The sequence below is a fragment of the Rhodanobacter koreensis genome, from assembly GCF_054782855.1.
Window position 1 is genome coordinate 422,601 of record NZ_BAAGRR010000001.1, and the last position, 16,660, is coordinate 439,260.

15 protein-coding genes are annotated in these 16,660 nt (G+C 64.7%); 5 read left to right on the top strand and 10 right to left on the bottom strand.

From position 1 onward, the window contains the following. Window positions 1-31 precede the first annotated feature (31 nt). Entirely contained in the window at window positions 32-940 is a 909-nt protein-coding gene (locus tag ACYVKM_RS01760) for a LysR family transcriptional regulator (RefSeq protein WP_460875275.1), read from the bottom strand. A gap of 223 nt (window positions 941-1,163) precedes the next feature. Between ACYVKM_RS01760 and ACYVKM_RS01765 the strand changes: the two genes are divergently transcribed. The 5 genes from ACYVKM_RS01765 to ACYVKM_RS01785 all read left to right on the top strand — a co-directional run bounded on the left by ACYVKM_RS01765 (window position 1,164) and on the right by ACYVKM_RS01785 (window position 5,700). Then, a complete protein-coding gene (locus ACYVKM_RS01765) occupies window positions 1,164-2,159 on the top strand; it encodes an aldo/keto reductase (protein ID WP_460875277.1) in 996 nt (331 codons plus the stop codon). A gap of 25 nt (window positions 2,160-2,184) precedes the next feature. After that, window positions 2,185-3,168, top strand: coding sequence for an aldo/keto reductase (locus tag ACYVKM_RS01770; protein WP_460875280.1), 984 nt, complete (start codon window positions 2,185-2,187; stop codon window positions 3,166-3,168). Window positions 3,169-3,314: 146 nt separating this feature from the next. After that, complete coding sequence (locus ACYVKM_RS01775; protein ID WP_460875282.1) at window positions 3,315-4,067, top strand: carboxymuconolactone decarboxylase family protein; 753 nt, start codon at window positions 3,315-3,317, stop codon at window positions 4,065-4,067. Between the two features lie 123 nt (window positions 4,068-4,190). Then, window positions 4,191-4,598, top strand: coding sequence for a (R)-mandelonitrile lyase (locus ACYVKM_RS01780; protein ID WP_460875284.1), 408 nt, complete (start codon window positions 4,191-4,193; stop codon window positions 4,596-4,598). A 49-nt stretch (window positions 4,599-4,647) separates the two neighbouring features. Beyond that, window positions 4,648-5,700 carry an NAD(P)-dependent alcohol dehydrogenase gene (locus ACYVKM_RS01785; RefSeq protein ID WP_460875286.1) on the top strand — a complete coding sequence of 351 codons (1,053 nt, stop codon included), beginning with the start codon at window positions 4,648-4,650 and terminating at the stop codon, window positions 5,698-5,700. A 151-nt stretch (window positions 5,701-5,851) separates the two neighbouring features. Here the strand turns inward: ACYVKM_RS01785 and ssb are convergent, their stop codons facing one another. The 9 genes from ssb to kdpF form a co-directional block, all read right to left on the bottom strand. Beyond that, on the bottom strand, window positions 5,852-6,364 hold the full coding sequence (gene ssb / locus ACYVKM_RS01790) for a single-stranded DNA-binding protein (RefSeq protein WP_460875288.1): 513 nt from the start codon (window positions 6,362-6,364) through the stop codon (window positions 5,852-5,854). 193 nt (window positions 6,365-6,557) lie between these two features. Further along, on the bottom strand, window positions 6,558-7,250 hold the full coding sequence (locus ACYVKM_RS01795; RefSeq protein ID WP_460875289.1) for a response regulator: 693 nt from the start codon (window positions 7,248-7,250) through the stop codon (window positions 6,558-6,560). A 10-nt stretch (window positions 7,251-7,260) separates the two neighbouring features. After that, window positions 7,261-9,951 (bottom strand): ATP-binding protein, encoded by a 2,691-nt coding sequence (locus ACYVKM_RS01800; protein ID WP_460875290.1) that lies wholly within the window; start codon window positions 9,949-9,951, stop codon window positions 7,261-7,263. 56 nt (window positions 9,952-10,007) lie between these two features. Beyond that, window positions 10,008-10,592, bottom strand: a complete 585-nt coding sequence (gene kdpC / locus ACYVKM_RS01805) for a potassium-transporting ATPase subunit KdpC (protein WP_460875291.1) — start codon at window positions 10,590-10,592, stop codon at window positions 10,008-10,010. Between the two features lie 10 nt (window positions 10,593-10,602). Beyond that, window positions 10,603-12,084, bottom strand: coding sequence for an outer membrane beta-barrel protein (locus ACYVKM_RS01810; RefSeq protein ID WP_460875293.1), 1,482 nt, complete (start codon window positions 12,082-12,084; stop codon window positions 10,603-10,605). A gap of 153 nt (window positions 12,085-12,237) precedes the next feature. After that, window positions 12,238-12,456 (bottom strand): hypothetical protein, encoded by a 219-nt coding sequence (locus ACYVKM_RS01815; protein ID WP_460875295.1) that lies wholly within the window; start codon window positions 12,454-12,456, stop codon window positions 12,238-12,240. A gap of 114 nt (window positions 12,457-12,570) precedes the next feature. Further along, entirely contained in the window at window positions 12,571-14,658 is a 2,088-nt protein-coding gene (kdpB, locus tag ACYVKM_RS01820; RefSeq protein WP_460875296.1) for a potassium-transporting ATPase subunit KdpB, read from the bottom strand. 3 nt (window positions 14,659-14,661) lie between these two features. After that, the gene (gene kdpA, locus ACYVKM_RS01825; protein WP_460875298.1) at window positions 14,662-16,464 is read right to left on the bottom strand and encodes a potassium-transporting ATPase subunit KdpA; all 1,803 of its coding nucleotides are present in this window, start codon (window positions 16,462-16,464) and stop codon (window positions 14,662-14,664) included. Continuing rightward, a complete protein-coding gene (gene kdpF, locus ACYVKM_RS01830; RefSeq protein WP_189441078.1) occupies window positions 16,461-16,553 on the bottom strand; it encodes a K(+)-transporting ATPase subunit F in 93 nt (30 codons plus the stop codon). The genes kdpA and kdpF overlap by 4 nt, the downstream gene beginning before the upstream one ends. Window positions 16,554-16,660: the final 107 nt, after the last annotated feature.

Here is a 16,660-nt window from a genome sequence, read left to right on the forward strand (position 1 = left end):
GCCCGCAACCATGCCGCACCGCTGCCGCAGATCACCCGTGCGGTGCATCTCCCCGATAACGCAAGGCTTCCACCAGCAGCGAAAACGCCGGCGAGTGCTGGCGCCGGCTCGGGTAATAGAGGTGGTAGCCGGGGAAAGGCGGGCACCAGTCGGCGAGCACGCGTTGCAGCTTGCCGTCGGCGATGTCGACCCGAACGATGTCCTCGGGCACGCAGGCGAGGCCGAAGCCATCGAGCGCCGACGCGATGATGTGGCGGGTGTTGTTGAAGGTCAGCCTTCCTTCCACGCGTACGTTCAGCGCGCGGCCCTTCTTCTCGAACTCCCATGCGTACAGGCCGCCGCGTGTGAGGAAACGGAGATTGATGCAGTCGTGGCCGGTGAGGTCGCGTGGCGTCTTCACCCTGGGGCGCGAGGCCAGATAGTCCGGTGAACCGACCACGGCCATGCGCATCGGCGGACCGATCGGCAAGGCGATCATGTCATTGGCCACCTGTTCGCCGAGGCGGATGCCGGCATCGAAGCGCTCGGCAACGATGTCGGTGAGGCTGGAATCGCTGATCACCTCGACGCGAATGTCCGGGTACTCGGGCAACAGCTTGCGCAGCACCGGCCACAGGATGCTGCTCGCGGCATGTTCGCCGGTGGTGATGCGCAAACTTCCGCTTGGCTTGTCGCGCAGTTCGCTCAGATTGGCCAAGGCCGCGTCGATGTCCTCGAAGTTCGGCGTCAGCTCGCTGGCCAGTCGCTCGCCCGCTTCGGTGGGGGCCACGTTGCGCGTGGTGCGGGTCAGCAGGCGCAGCCCCAGCCGTGCCTCCAGCCCGCGGATGGTATGGCTGAGTGCCGACTGCGACACACCGAGCTGCGCGGCGGCACGCGTGAAGCTGCGCTCGCGTGCCACCGCGAGGAAGGCCAGCAGGTCGTTGTAGTTCTCGCGTGCCATGTGCCGGCCATCCATTGATGAATTCAGATCATAAGAGCATTCGAATTATCCCGTCTAATCAAACAAGCCCCGGCGGCACAAACTGCACGCATTCCGATAACGGGATCTGCCACCTGACAGGCCAGCAGCAGAATGCACGGCCTGCATCCGCGCAGCAGCCTTGGTAAAGGCCTGAAGGTCATCGGCGCCGTCAATGCCGCAACACCTGCCTTGGAGAAACACCATGAGAACCCGGGTTCTTGGAAACAGCGGCCTCGAAGTCTCCGCCATCGGCTTCGGTTGCATGGGCATGACTTCCGCGTACGGGCAGCCGGGTGACCGGCAGGACATGATCGCGCTCACGCGAGCCGCCGTGGAGCGCGGTGTCACGTTCTTCGATACGGCCGAGTCCTATGGCCCGTTTGCCAACGAGGAGCTGGTGGGCGAGGCGCTGACGCCGGTACGCGACCGGGTCGTGATCGCGACCAAGTTCGGCTTCGACATCGACCTGCAGACCGGTGAACGGCGCGGCGGCGTCAACAGCCGTCCCGAGCACATCAAGGCGGTCGCCGAAGCGTCGCTGAAGCGGCTCAGGACCGACCGCATCGACCTGTTCTATCAGCACCGCGTCGACCCGAGCGTACCGATGGAGGAAGTGGCCGGCGCAGTCAGGGATCTGATCGCCGCAGGCAAGGTCAGGCACTTCGGCCTGTCCGAAGCAGGTGTCGGCAGCATCCGCCGCGCCCACGCGGTGCAGCCGGTTGCCGCCGTCCAGAGCGAGTATTCGCTGTGGTGGCGCGGACCGGAAACCGAGATCCTGCCGACCCTGGAAGAACTGGGTATCGGCTTCGTGCCATTCAGTCCGCTGGGTGCGGGCTTTCTCACCGGCAAGATCGACGAAACTACCCGGTTCGAGAGCACGGACTTCCGCACCGCAGTTCCCCGTTTCGCGCCGGAAGCGCTGAAGGCGAACATGGCACTCGTGGATCTCGTGCGCAGCGTAGCTACACGCAAGGGCGCGACGCCCGCACAGATTGCCATCGCCTGGCTGCTTACGCAGAAGCCGTGGATTGTGCCGATTCCCGGCACCACGAAACTGCATCGATTTGACGAGAACCTTGGCGCGCTTGCCGTCGACCTCACCGCCGTTGACTTGCGTGAGATCGACGAAGCCGCCTCGAAAATCACGACGCAGGGCGCTCGTCTGCCCGAGAGCGTACTGAAAATGACCGGACTGTAATTCCTGGACTATCGGAATCAATGAAATGAAAAGCCGCATATTGGGAAACAGCCGACTCGAGGTTTCCGCGCTCGGCTTCGGCTGCATGGGATTGAACTTCGGCTACGGCCCTGGCCCGGGCAAACAGGAAGCCATCCAACTCATCCGCGAGGCGTTCGAGGCCGGCGTGACCTTCTTCGATACCGCCGAGACCTACGGCCCGTTCACCAACGAGGAACTGGCCGGCGAAGCACTCGCACCGATCCGCGACAAGGTGGTGATCGCCACCAAGTTCGGCTTCAAGGACGGCGACTCGAAGACCGGCATGGACAGCCGGCCGGAGCGCATCCGGGTGGTCGCCGACGCTTCGCTCAAGCGGCTGCGGACTGATCGCATCGACCTGTTCTACCAGCACCGCGTCGATCCGAACGTGCCGATGGAAGACGTGGCCGGCGCAGTCAAGGAGTTGATCGCCGAGGGCAAGGTGAAGCACTTCGGCCTGTCGGAAGCCGGCGTGCAGTCGATTCGCCGAGCGCATGCGGTACAGCCGGTCGCGGCGCTGCAAAGCGAGTATTCGCTGTGGTGGCGCGAGCCCGAGCAGGACGTGTTGCCGGTGTGCGAGGAGCTGGGCATCGGCTTCGTTCCGTTCAGCCCGCTCGGCAAGGGCTTCCTCACCGGCAAGATCGATGCGAGTACCGCGTTCGCCAAGGACGACTTCCGCAACCTCGTGCCGCGCTTCTCGCCGGAAGCGCGCCAGGCCAATCAGGCGCTGGTCGATCTGCTCGGCAGGATCGCCGCCGGCAGGCAGGCGACGCCCGCACAGGTCGCGCTGGCCTGGCTGCTCGCGCAGAAGCCATGGATCGTGCCGATTCCCGGCACCACCAAGCTGCATCGTCTGCAGGAAAACATCGGTGCCGCCGCGATCGATCTGGGCAAGGTCGAACTGCGCCAGATCGAAGACGCCGTGTCGCAGATCCAGGTACAGGGTGATCGCTATCCAGCCCATCTGGCCGCGCGCGCGGGCAAGTGAGTGATCGTTACGGCAGGGAGCTTCGAATAATTTCACCTCAAGTTCGTCATCCCTGCGGCTTTCAACAGCCACTGGAATGACGAGATTGGAAAGTTTTTCGATGCTCCCGGCATCCGACGAGCAGAACGAAATTTGGAGACAGCACCATGGCAATCACCGAAACCGCACAACGCAATCACGACCAGCTGTTTCCCAATCACGTCTCGACGCTGAAGGTCAGCGATCCCGAGCTGATCGAGACCTTCGACAATTGGGCGTTCGACGAGGTGATCGAAGCCGCCGACATGGATGTCCGCCTGCGCCTGATGGTTCAACTGGCGGCGCTGATCGCCTGCCAGGCCGTAAACGAATACCGCGTGATGCTTGGCGCAGCCCTCAACGTCGGCGTGACGCCGGTCGAGGCCAGGGAAATCCTGTATCAGGCACTGCCCTACGTGGGCATGGCCAGGTTGTTCGATTTCCTGCATGCCACCAGTGAGGTATTCGTGAGCCGCGGCATCGCCTTGCCGCTGCCGGAGCAGTCGACCACGACGGCGGACACGCGGTTCGAGAAGGGACGGGCAGCGCAGAAGCGGATCTTCGGCGATCGCATCGATGCGATGGTCGCGCAGTCGCCGAAGGATCAGCTGCACATCCAGCGTTTCCTGTCAGCGAACTGCTTCGGCGATTACTACACTCGCAACGGCCTGGACTTGCGCACTCGCGAACTGCTGACGTTCGCGATCCTCGCGTCACTCGGTGGCTGCGAACCACAACTGGCCGGTCACGTCGCGGGGAACCTGGCCGTCGGCAACGATCGCCAGGTGCTCATCGCCACCATCACGCAGCTTTTGCCCTTCATCGGTTATCCACGCACATTGAATGCCATAAGGGTGATCAACGAGGGCACCTTAGCGTGAGCTTTTATGTCGTCATTCCCGCGAAGGCGGGAATGACGGCGGAGAGTCCCCCGTAATGACGAGAGCCGAAGTGTTGTGCATCACTCCGCATACGTTTCCGTCCACCCACAGGAATTGCTCACCATGGAAATCATCCGCAACGGCTCGCTGCCCTCCGTCACCGGGCCGGCCGAGTACTTCACCGGCAAGGTGCGCATCGATTCGCCGTTCAAGGGCATCGGTGGCGCGAACGTGTCCGGCGGCATCGTCACCTTCGAGCCGGGTGCGCGCAGTGCCTGGCATACCCATCCGCTGGGACAGATCCTGATCGTCACCGCCGGCAAGGGCTGGACCCAGTGCGAGGGCGGCCCGATCGTGGAGATCAACGCCGGCGACATCGTCTGCTGCCCGTCGAACCATCGACACTGGCACGGCGCCACCCCGACCACCGCGATGACCCATATCGCCGTCCAGGAAGCGAAGGACGGCAAGGTGGTCGAGTGGATGGAGAAGGTCACCGATGAGGAATATCTTGCAGGGCCGACACCCTGACCCCATTACTTCAGCACCCCTGATCCAAGCCACCAGCAAGGAAAACCCCATGACCACCAAAGCCTACGGCGCACACGCCGCCGACAAGCCGCTGCAATCCATCGACATCGAGCGCCGTGCACCCGGCCCGCAGGATGTGCAGATCGACATCGCCTATTGCGGCGTCTGCCATTCCGACCTGCATACCGTGCGCTCCGAATGGGGCGGCACGCTGTATCCCTGCGTGCCGGGCCACGAGATCGTCGGCCACGTCAGCGCGGTGGGCAGCGAGGTCTCCGGCTTCAAGGTCGGCGACACCGTGGGCGTGGGTTGCCTGGTCGGCAGCTGTCAGCATTGTGCGGCCTGCGACGAGGGCCTGGAACAGTATTGCGAGAACGGTTTCGTCGGCACCTACAACGGCCCGACCGCGGACGCGCCCGGACACACGCTGGGCGGCTATTCGCAGCGCATCGTGGTCGATAAAAAGTTCGTGCTGAAGATCCGCCACCCCGAATCGCAGCTCGCCGCGGTCGCACCGCTGCTGTGCGCAGGCATCACAACCTACTCGCCGCTGCGGCACTGGAACGTCGGCCCCGGCAAGAAGGTTGGCGTGGTCGGCATCGGCGGCCTCGGGCATATGGGCGTGAAGCTCGCGCATGCGATGGGAGCGCACGTGGTGGCGTTCACCACCTCGGACAACAAGCGCCAGGCAGCACTGGACCTGGGTGCGGACGAGGTAGTGGTGTCGCGCAACGAGAGCGAGATGCGCGCGCACGCCAACAGCTTCGACTTCATCCTCAACACCGTGGCCGCCAGCCATTCGCTGGATGCCTTCACCGGCCTGCTCAAGCGCGACGGCACGCTGGTGCTGGTCGGCGTGCCGGAGCATCCGCATCCGTCACCGAGCGTGGCCAACCTGATCTTCAAGCGACGGAACATCGCCGGCTCGCTGATCGGCGGCATCGCCGAAACCCAGGAAATGCTGGATTTCTGCGCGGAAAAAGGCATCGTCTCCGACATCGAGATGATCCCGGTGCAGCAGATCGACGAGGCCTACGATCGCATGGTGAAGGGCGACGTGAAGTACCGCTTCGTCATCGACAGTGCATCGCTGGCGAAATGAGGTTTCCTTCGAGGGCACCCGGCATCGTGTAACGCTGCCTGACAGCGATGGCCATGCCTTCGCGAAAGCTCCAAGTACAGTGCTTCAAAAGGAAACAGCCCGCCAATTGGCGGGCTGTTTCGTCTTTGCAACGCTCGACGACTGGCAATCCCTAGAACGGAATCTCGTCATCCGCGAAACCGCTGTCGGCCGGCGGAGGCGCCTGGCGCTGCTCGCTGCCGCCGCGCGACTGGCCACCGTAGTTGCCACCGCCCTGCTGGCGCTGGCCACCGCCCTGCGGACGCTCGCGCTGGAACCCGCCGCCGCTGCCACCGCCCTCACCGCCGCCGAGGCCACCGAGCATCTGCATGTCGCTGGCGATGATGTCGGTCGAGTACTTCTCGACGCCGCTCTTGTCGGTGTACTTGTCGGTACGCAGCGAGCCTTCGATATAGACCTGCCGGCCCTTCTTCAGGTATTCGCCGGCGATCTCCGCCAGCTTGCCGAACATCTTCACGCGGTGCCACTCGGTGCGTTCCTGCTTCTCGCCGCTCTGCTTGTCGGTCCAGCTTTCCGAGGTGGCGATGCTCAGCGAGGTGATCGCCGCACCGCTGCTGGTGTAACGGACTTCGGGGTCGTTGCCGAGATTGCCGACCAGGATGACTTTGTTGACGCCACGTGCCATGGGATTGTCCTCTGTTGAACCGGCCGCAAGTGATGGGATGGGTTGCGGCCGGAGTGGTGAAACTGATTGGCTATCATAACCGCGTGGCAGATCGAATCCACCTGTGCTAAGCCCAGCCAGGCGTGGGCCGGCTCCGATACCGGCCGTCTGTGCCGGAGGCCAGGTACCGCAAGGGTTCTGGCCGTCAGCCGGGCTACGCCACGATGAACCGGTGACCAACCCCCGGTTCGGTCTTCAACCAGCGCGGATTGGTGGGGTCGTCGCCCAGTTTCTGCCGCAGCTTGCCGATCACGATGCGCAGGTACTGGCTGTCGCCGGTGTGGGTCGGCCCCCATACCTCACGCAGCAATTGCTGCTGGGTGACCACGCGGCCGGCATGGCGCAGCAGCATCGCCAGCACGGCGAATTCCTTGCGGGTCAGTGCCAGCGGCACGCCATCCAGACTCACCTCGCGACGGGCCAGATCGATGCTGAGCCGGCCATCGTCGTAGCGCGGTGGCACCTCCGGCTCGCCCGGCCGGTTGCGCAGCAGCGCACGCAGGCGCGCCATCAGTTCCTGGATGCCGAACGGCTTGGTCATGTAGTCGTTCGCGCCGCGATCCAGCGCGCGTACCTTTTCACTCTCGGCATCACGCACCGACAGCATCAGCACCGGCAGCTGACTCCACTGGCGCAGTTCGGCCAGCACGGCGTGCCCCTCCATGTCCGGCAGGCCGATATCGAGAATCACCAGATCCGGTGTGCGCGTGGCCGCCAGTGCCAGCCCCTCGGCAGCCGTCGCCGCCAGCAGCACTTCGTAGCCCTCGGCGCGCAGGCCAATGTCCAGAAAGCGGCGGATCTGCGCTTCGTCGTCGATCACCAGGATGCGCGGAGCGGCTGAAGTCATGAGTCGGGCATCACTGATCAACATCGGGTGGCTGCGGCAACGGCAGGCTGATGCGGATGGTGGTGCCGATGCCGTCGCCGGGCAAGGCCTCCACGCTGCCGCCGTGCGCGCCGATCATGCCGCGGCAGATCGCCAGGCCCAGTCCGGTGCCCTGCGGCGCCCGATCACCACGTGATACCGAGTAGAACATGTCGAAGATGCGCGCCCGTTCGTCTTCCGGTATGCCAGGGCCGCGATCGCTGACGTCGATCAGCAGGCGTTCGCCGCTGCTGTGCACGCTGACCCGGACCGGCTCGTCCGGCGGCGAAAAACGCGCGGCGTTCTCCAGGATGTTGAACAGCGCCTGCTCGATCAACGCGGGATGCACGTAAAGCAGCACCGTCTCCGGCGGCGTGATCGTCTCCACCCGCAACTCCGGGAACAGCTTGCGCAGCCGCGTCACCGCGGCGGCCACGATCTCCGCGCTGTCGGTCCAGTCGCGATTGAGTTTCAGCGTGCCGTGGCCGAGCCGGGTCATGTCGAGCAGGTTCTGGATATAGCGGTCCAGCCGCTGTCCCTCGCCGAGGATCGCCTGCAGCAACTCGTGGCGTTCCTTCGGCGGCAATTTCTCCTCGTAGCTGATCAGGGTGCCGGCGGCACCGATCATCGAGGCCAGTGGCGAGCGCAGGTCGTGCGACACCGACGACAGCAGCGCGTTGCGCAGGCGCTCGGTCTCGCCCTGCACGCGCGCTCCTTCGAGTTCGTCGGACAACCGGGCGCGTTCCAGCGCCTGGCCGATGTCCTGCGTCATCGCCAGCGCGAGACTGCGCTGGTCGGGATCGGGCTCGCCCATCGCCGGATCGAAACGCAGCGCCATCGCGCCCAGCGGGCGGTTCTCATTGCCTAACGGTAGCACCCAGCATGGCGCCGCATTCAAGGTATCGGTATAGCGACCGGCCGGCTCGCCATGTCGATCGCTCCAGTCAGCCGCAGCCAGGTCCTGGGGAGACAGGGCGCGTTCCGGCGGCACGCTCGCCACCACACGCAGCACCTGCTCCGCATCGCGGGCGAGGATGGCTGCCTCGCAGCGCAGCGCATGCGCCAGTGCCTTGCTGCCGGCCGCACGAATACCTGTAGCGTCGGCGCTGGTGGTCAGCTGCTGACCCAGGATGAGCAGCGCGCGCGATTGCACGTGCGCGGCGCGCAACGACTCCACCTGCAGCGCCAGCCGGGTCGCCAGACGGCTGCACACCAGCGCCGCGACCAGGAACAGGCCTACCGCCAGCACATCGTCGGAACTGGCGATGTCCAGCGAGTAGCGTGGCGGCGCGAAGAAGAAGTTGTAGCCGACAAAACACAAGATGGCCGTATAGACGGCTACCGCCATGCGAGTGCGCACCGCCACCACCAGTACCGCGGTGAGGAAGATCAGCGACAGGTTCGCCACCGACAGGTAGCGGTCTCCGATGAAAGCCAGCCCCAGCGCCACCAGCGTGGCCAGGGTGGCGTAGAGGTATTCGCCACGCCGACCCAGTCCACCCGGCATGTTCGGCAGGCGCAGGCGACGGCGTGACGCCGCCCGCTCGCTCGGCGTGGCGATGATGGTCAGTTCCAGGTGTGCGCCACGACGCAGCAGCAACTGGGTCAGCGAGCGGCCGAGCATGCGCGCCACCACCCGTTCGCGGGTGCGGCCGAGGATGATCTGGCCGACGCCCTCGCGATCGGCGTGTGCCAGCAGTTCGTCCGCGATCGCATGGCCGCGCAGGATGATCGCCTCGCCGCCGAGCCGGCGCGCCAGCCGCATCGCCGCATCGCGCCGCTCACGGCGCGCGGGATCCAGCCGTGCACCGGTATCGACGAAGGCGACGCTCCACGGTGCACCGCGACGCTCGGCGATGCGCCTTGCCACGCGTACCAGGTACTCGCTCTGACCGTGGCCGTCGATCGCCGCCAGCACGCGCCGGCGCACCGTCATCGCGCTGCCGCGCGCCAGCATGTGCTCGCGCAGGTCGCTGTCGACGTGGCCGGCGATGGTGTCCAGCGCCAGCTCGCGCAAGGCGGCCAGATTGGTCGGCGAGAAGAACGCGTCGAGCGCGGCGGCGGCCGTCTCCGGCACATACACCTTGCCCTGCTTGAGCCGACCGATCAGCTCGCGCGGCGGCAGGTCGACCAGCACGATGTCGCGCGCGTGATCGAGGAAGGCATCCGGCACGGTCTCGCGCACGGTGATGCCGGTGATGCGGCGCACCTGGTCGTTGAGGCTTTCCAGATGCTGCACGTTGAGTGCGCTGTACACCTCGATGCCGGCATCGAGCAGCTCGGCGATATCCTGCCAGCGCCGCTCATGCCGGCCGCCGGGCAGGTTGCGGTGTGCCAGCTCGTCGACCAGCAGCACCGCCGGCTTGCGCGCCAGCGCGGCATCCAGATCGAACTCGGTGAAGTCGCGCTCGCTGCCGTCGGACGACTTGTAACGCACCTGGCGGCGCGGCAGCACCTCCATGCCTTCCAGCAAGGCTGCGGTTTCGGCGCGGCCGTGCGTCTCGACCACGCCGACCACCACATCCACGCCCTGCCGCTTCAGCTCGCGCGCGGCGGACAGCATCGCGTAGGTCTTGCCGACGCCGGGCGCGGCGCCGAGAAAGATCTTCAGCCGATGGTTGCGCTCATCCTGCCCGGTACTCAGCAGGGCGTCGGCACGCGCTTCGCGGGAGGGTTCGGTCATGCCCAGGGTTCGATCATGCGTGAAGCAGTCCGGTGAATAGCGCTACGTTAGCGCGATCAGCTGCCGTGCGTCTGCGGCGCATCCAGCGCGAGGTTAAGCTGCAGCACGTTGACCCGTGGCTCACCGAGCACACCGAGCTGGCGCCCGCTGGTGTATTCGTTCACCAGTGCCTGTACCTGCGCGGTGCTGAGCCCACGCGCCTTCGCCACCCGCGCCAGCTGGTACTGCGCCGCCGCCGGACTGATCTCCGGGTCGAGGCCACTGCCCGAGGCAGTGACCAGATCCACCGGGACCGGCGCGGTGTTGCCCGGATCGGCGGCGCGCAGCGCGGCGATGCGCTGCTTCACCGCGTCGGTCAGCGCCGGATTGGTCGGGCTCAGGTTGGAGCCACCTGAGTTGACGCCGTTGTCCGCCTGCGGCGTGGTCGCCGACGGCCGGCCCCAGAAGTACTTCGGGTCGGTGAACGACTGGCCGATCAGCACGGAACCGATCGGCTTGCCGTCCCTCACGATCAGGCTGCCGTTGGCCTGCCGCGGAAAGACCAGCTGGGCCAGCCCGGTGGCCACCAGTGGATAGAGCACGCCGGTGATCACGGTCATCAGCAACAGCAGCATCACGGCATTGCGCAAGAGCTTGGTCATGGTCATCACCTCAGTAGTGCAGGATCGCGTCGATCAGGGCGACGGCCTGGTAGTCCTTTCTGCCGCCGTCGTAGGCGTTCAAGTCATACGAGTGCTCGTAACGCAGCTCCGGCTGGATTTCCAGATCCTGCGACACCCAATGCGTAAGGCCGATGGTGTGGCTGCTGTAACGCGTGGCGTAGCCGGTGCGCTGGCCTTTCTCGTCGTCATAGAACTCGTTGCGGATCGACAGCAAGTTCTTCGTGTCCAGCTCGATATTGAGGTAATTGACCACGCCGAACTCGCCGGCTTCGCCCGCCAGTGCAGACGAACCGGCAACGCCGGGCGCACCACCCGGGCCGTAACCCGGAATGTTGCGACCAAACATCCGATACGCCTCGGTGAGGATGTGCACGTGCTCGCTGAAGCGATGACCCCAGGTCATCACGTACATCTGCACGTTGTTGTAGTTGTAGTTGTTGCCGTTCAGGCTGTTGATGCAGGGGTAAAGTATGTCGTTGTTGCTGGCCGAGACCCAGCGCACGCAGGCCTGCAGCGTGGGCCGTGCGGCTGAATTCCAGACTGCCGTGTCGTTGCTGCCATTGATGCCAAGCTGCACCGTCCACTGGTCGTTGAGCTTGGTGGTGGTCATCACGCCCATCTGGGTATACGGGTCGACCGTGTACAGGATCGAGTGGGTCATCAGATAGTTCTGCGGCGAGAACTGCGCCTCGATATCCGGTAGCGACAGCCAGCGGCCGACACGGACCACCATGCCCTCGGCAACCCACGGGATATACAAGTCCGCATAGAACAGCATGGGATCCTCGCCGTAGATCTTGCCGTTGAGCTGCTGGCCTGGCGCCGGGTTGTTCAGCAGTTGATTGCTGAAGACACCCTTCATGGTGGTGTAGTGGTAGTCGTAACCCCACAGGTTGGAGATGTTGAAACCCCAATCGAGATGATCGGTCTGCACGGTGTCCTCGACACGCGTGATGTTGGTCACCAGCTGATCGAACTCGACGCGGTTCGGCCGCGTGTTGTACGAGAGCGGAAAGTTGGTGAAGCTGGAACTGCTGAGGTTGGCCGACGGCGTGGCCCAACCGAAGATCTCGATCCGATTGCGCTGCATCCAGCTGCCCAGCGCGGTACAGGCCAGCGCCTTCTCCAGCGGGTATTGGGAATTCGTGTCCGGTACTCCGATGGGCGCAGGCACACCACCCAGCTGCCATTCCGAGCTGGGAAACGGGGGTGAATCGAGCGGCGCATCCATCGCGCGACGCTTCGGCGCCGGCGCGTTCGGGTCGGCCGGCTGCGCGTCTTCGCGATAGGCCGAGGCAAGGCGACTGAGGAATCCGGCCGAACAGTCGTTGCTGGTTACATGCGTGGATGCCGGCGTTGAGCTTACTGATTGAGGATCCGGCGTGCTGACTGAGGTGGTAGCCGCGATGGACTGGCCGATCAGCAGCATCGTCATCAACATCGCACTGGAAAGCATTTTCTTGCACAACATGGGAAATCCTTGTGGGTGACCTCGAAGTACCTATCCTCTTGTCGTCATCCCGGCCTTCGCCGGGATGACATGATTCGGATGTTTTCGAGATCCCCATTGCAGCGGCCCATACCGAACCGCGCGTGATGGTGGATGAATAAATTTCGCGTAGCGTCAAATACCGGCGTAGCCGCCGAGCACGTAGTCGTCGTCGGCATTGCTCGTGCCGCTGTGCTCGACCGACTCAGCGATGACATGGGTGATTGGTTCGCAGCGTGAGCGCGACGGCAACGCAATCACCACATCACAGGGCCCGTCGTTGGCCGACAGGCGCAGCTCCATATCGGGATGGGTTTCGTCGGGCAGCGATACCGAGAGTTTCAGTGTTTGCATGACATAACTCCGAAGAAGGAAGTCGTCATCCCAGCGAAAGCTGGGACCCAGTGCCAGTCGCTTGACCACAAGTCGCTGGATCCCAGCTTTCGCTGGGATGACGAGCAAAAGAAATCAGGCCAGTCCGCACAGGACCAGCAATATGTCGATGATCTTGATACCCAGGAACGGCACCACGATGCCGCCCAGGCCGTAGACCAGCAGATTGCGGCGGAGCAGCGAACCGGCGCCGAGCGCGCGGTACTTCACGCCCTTCAGCGCCAGCGGGATCAGGAAGATGATGATCAGCGCGTTGAAGATTACCGCCGACAGGATCGCGCTCTGTGGTGTCGCCAGGTGCATCACGTTGAGCGTGTTGAGCGCCGGATAGGTGGTCGCGAACGCCGCCGGAATGATCGCGAAGTATTTGGCGATGTCGTTGGAAATCGAGAACGTGGTCAGCGCGCCGCGGGTGATCAGCATCTGCTTGCCGATCTCCACCACCTCGATCAACTTGGTCGGATTCGAATCGAGGTCGACCATGTTGCCGGCCTCTTTCGCGGCCTGCGTGCCGGTGTTCATCGCCACCGCCACGTCGGCCTGGGCCAGCGCCGGTGCGTCATTGGTACCGTCGCCACACATCGCCACCAGCCGGTTCTGCGCCTGGATGTCGCGGATCAGCTTGAGCTTGGCTTCGGGCGTGGCTTCGGCGAGGAAATCGTCCACGCCCGCCTCCGCCGCGATCGCTGCGGCGGTGAGCGGATTGTCGCCGGTGATCATGATGGTCTTGATGCCCATCTTGCGCATCTCGGCGAAGCGCTCCTTGATGCCACCCTTGACGATGTCCTTCAGCTCGATCACGCCCAGCGCCCGCGCACCTTCGGTGACGATCAGCGGGGTGGCGCCGCGCCGCGCGATGTCCTCGGCCATGCGTTTCACGAGCGGCGGCAGGTGGCTGTTCTGCGCCTCCAGATATTTCTCCACGGCATCCAGCGCGCCCTTGCGGATCTGCCGCGTACCGAAATCCACGCCGCTCATGCGGGTCTGCGCGGTGAACGGCACGAACTGCGCGCGCATCGGCTCGAGCTGCTGTTCGCGCAAGCCGAAGTTCTCCTTCGCCAGCACCACGATGCTTCGACCTTCCGGTGTCTCGTCGGCCAGCGAGGCCAGCTGCGCGGCCTCGGCCATGATCTTCTCGTCGATGCCCGGCGCCGGATAAAACGCCACCGCCTGGCGATTGCCCAGGGTGATGGTGCCGGTCTTGTCGAGCAGCAGCACGTCGACGTCGCCAGCGGCCTCGACCGCACGGCCGGAGGTGGCGATCACGTTGGCGCGGATCATCCGGTCCATGCCGGCAATGCCGATCGCCGACAGCAGTGCGCCGATCGTGGTGGGAATCAGGCACACCAGCAGCGCAACCAGCACCGTCAGCGTGATCGGATGACCAACGCCGGCGACCTGCACGCTGTAGATCGAATACGGCAGCAAGGTGGCGCAGGCCAACAGGAAGATCAGGGTGAACTTCGCCAGCAGGATGGTCAGCGCGATCTCGTTCGGTGTCTTGCGCCGTTTGGAGCCTTCGACCATCGCGATCATGCGGTCGAGAAAGCTCTCGCCCGGATTGCTGGTGATGCGCACCACCAGCCAGTCCGACAGCACCCGAGTACCACCAGTCACCGCGCTGCGATCGCCACCGGATTCGCGGATCACCGGTGCGGACTCACCGGTGATCGCGCTCTCGTCCACGCTGGCCGCACCGACCACCACCTCACCATCGCCGGGAACCTGCTCGCCGGCCTCGACCAGCACATGGTGCCCGGTGCGCAATTCGACCGACGGGATGAACGTGATCACGGCATGGCGATCGGCCGATGCCAGCTTCTTCGCGACCACATCCTTGCGCGAACCGCGCAATGCATTGGCCTGCGCCTTGCCGCGACCTTCCGCCAGCGCCTCGGCGAAGTTCGCGAACAGCAGGGTGAACCACAGCCACAGGCTGACCCAGAAGATGAAGCTTGCCGGCGCCTCGCCGTGACCGGAATGCGCCTGATACCAGCAGGCCTGCACCCACAACAAGGTGGTCAGCACGCTGCAGACGAGTACGACGAACATCACCGGATTGCGGAACTGCAACCGCGGCGACAGCTTGCGGAACGAATCGGCCATCGCCGTGAGCACCAGCTCGCGACTGAAGCCGCTCGCGGCTTGAGTTTGTGCAGTCATGATTCAGTGTCCCGACATCAGGGATTCGGCGATCGGCCCCAGGGCCAGTGCCGGAAGGAAGGTCAGCGCGCCGACCACGACCACCACGCAGACCAGCAGCGTGATGAACAGCGGCGTATGCGTAGGCAAGGTGCCGGCCGATTCGGGTACGTGGCGCTTGGCTGCGAGCGAGCCGGCCATCGCCAGCATCGCGATGGCGAGCGGGAAACGGGCAAGGAACATGCAGATGCCGAGCAACACGTTCCAGAACGGCGTGTTGGCCGAGAGCCCGCCGAACGCACTGCCGTTGTTGTTGGAAGCCGAGCTGACCGCGTAGAGGATCTCGCTGAAGCCATGCGCGCCGGGATTGGCCACGCCCGCCACACCCGCCGGCGTCATCACCGCGATGGCCGTGCCGATCACCACCAGCGCACACGGCAGCAGCACCGCGAGGCTGGCCATCTTCATCTCGTAGGCCTCGATCTTCTTGCCGAGGTATTCCGGCGTGCGGCCGACCATCAGCCCGGCGATGAACACCGCCACCACCGCGAAGGCGAGCATGCCGTACAGGCCCGAGCCCACGCCGCCGAAGATCACTTCGCCGAGCTGCATCAGCCACATCGGCACCAGGCCGCCAAGCGGAGTCAGCGAATCGTGCATCGCATTCACTGCACCACAGGAGGCAGCCGTGGTGATCGCCGCGAACAGGCCGGACGCAGCGATGCCGAAGCGGGTCTCCTTGCCTTCCATATTGCCGCCGGCCTGCAGCGCGGAGGCATGCTGATCGACCGCCAGCCCATGCAGCGCAGGATTGCCAGCCTGCTCGGCCGCGACCAGGGCGATCGTCAGCGGGATGAAGATCAGCAGCATGGTGGCGAGGATGGCCCAGCCCTGGCGCCGGTCGTCCACCTGCATGCCGAACATGTAGCAGAGGCCGCCGGGGATCAGCAGGATCGCCAGCATCTCGATGAAGTTGGAGAACGGCGTGGGGTTCTCATACGGATGCGCCGAGTTGGCATTGAAGAAGCCGCCACCATTGGTGCCGAGCATCTTGATCGCGATCTGCGACGCGGCCGGACCCATCGGCAAGGTCTGCGTGGTGAGCTGCGCGGGTTTGGTTTCCGGGTTGCCGGAGGCATCCTTGACAGGGTTGCCGACCGCATCGGTCACCGGTTGGGCATAGGTGCTGGTCTGTACCACCGGCACGTCGACATACGGCTTGAAGTTCTGCACCACGCCCTGCGACACCAGCAGCAACGTCATCAGCAGCGACAGCGGCAGCAGCACGTACAGCGTGCTGCGCGTGAGGTCGACCCAGAAGTTGCCGATGGTAAGCGCGCTGCGCCGACTGAAGCCGCGCACCACCGCCACCAGCACGGCAATACCGGTCGCCGCAGAGAGGAAGTTCTGCACCGCCAGACCCGACATCTGGGTCAGGTAGCTCATCGTCGACTCGCCGGCGTAGCCCTGCCAGTTGGTGTTGGTGGCAAAGCTGATCGCGGTGTTCATCGCCGAATCGGGCGACACCGCGCCGAAGTGCTGCGGGTTCAGCGGCAACCACGGCTGCACGCGCTGCAACAGATAGACCACCAGCACGCCGAGCACGTTGAACAGCAGCATGGCCAGCGCATAGCGCTTCCAGCTCATACCCTCATCGCCGCGGATGCCGCACAGGCGGTAGATGCCGCGCTCCACGCGACCGCCGAAGCGGGTAACCCGGTTCGGCGCATTAGCGAACACCAGCGCCATATAACTGCCAACCGGCTTCACCAGCAGCAGCAACACCACGAGGTACAGACCGACCTGCAGGAAATCATTGGTGGTCATTCGAACCACTCCGGCTTGAGCAGAGCCACACACAGGTAGCCGGCCAGCGCCACGGCGATCAGGCCGGCGACGACATAGAGGACATTCATGACGGGAAACTCATGCAGTAGGGAAAGGCAGACGCGGCGGACCGCGTTACTTGCGCGGACTCAGCCGATCGCAGATCAGCGCAAAGCCCAGTGTGGCCGCGCACAGC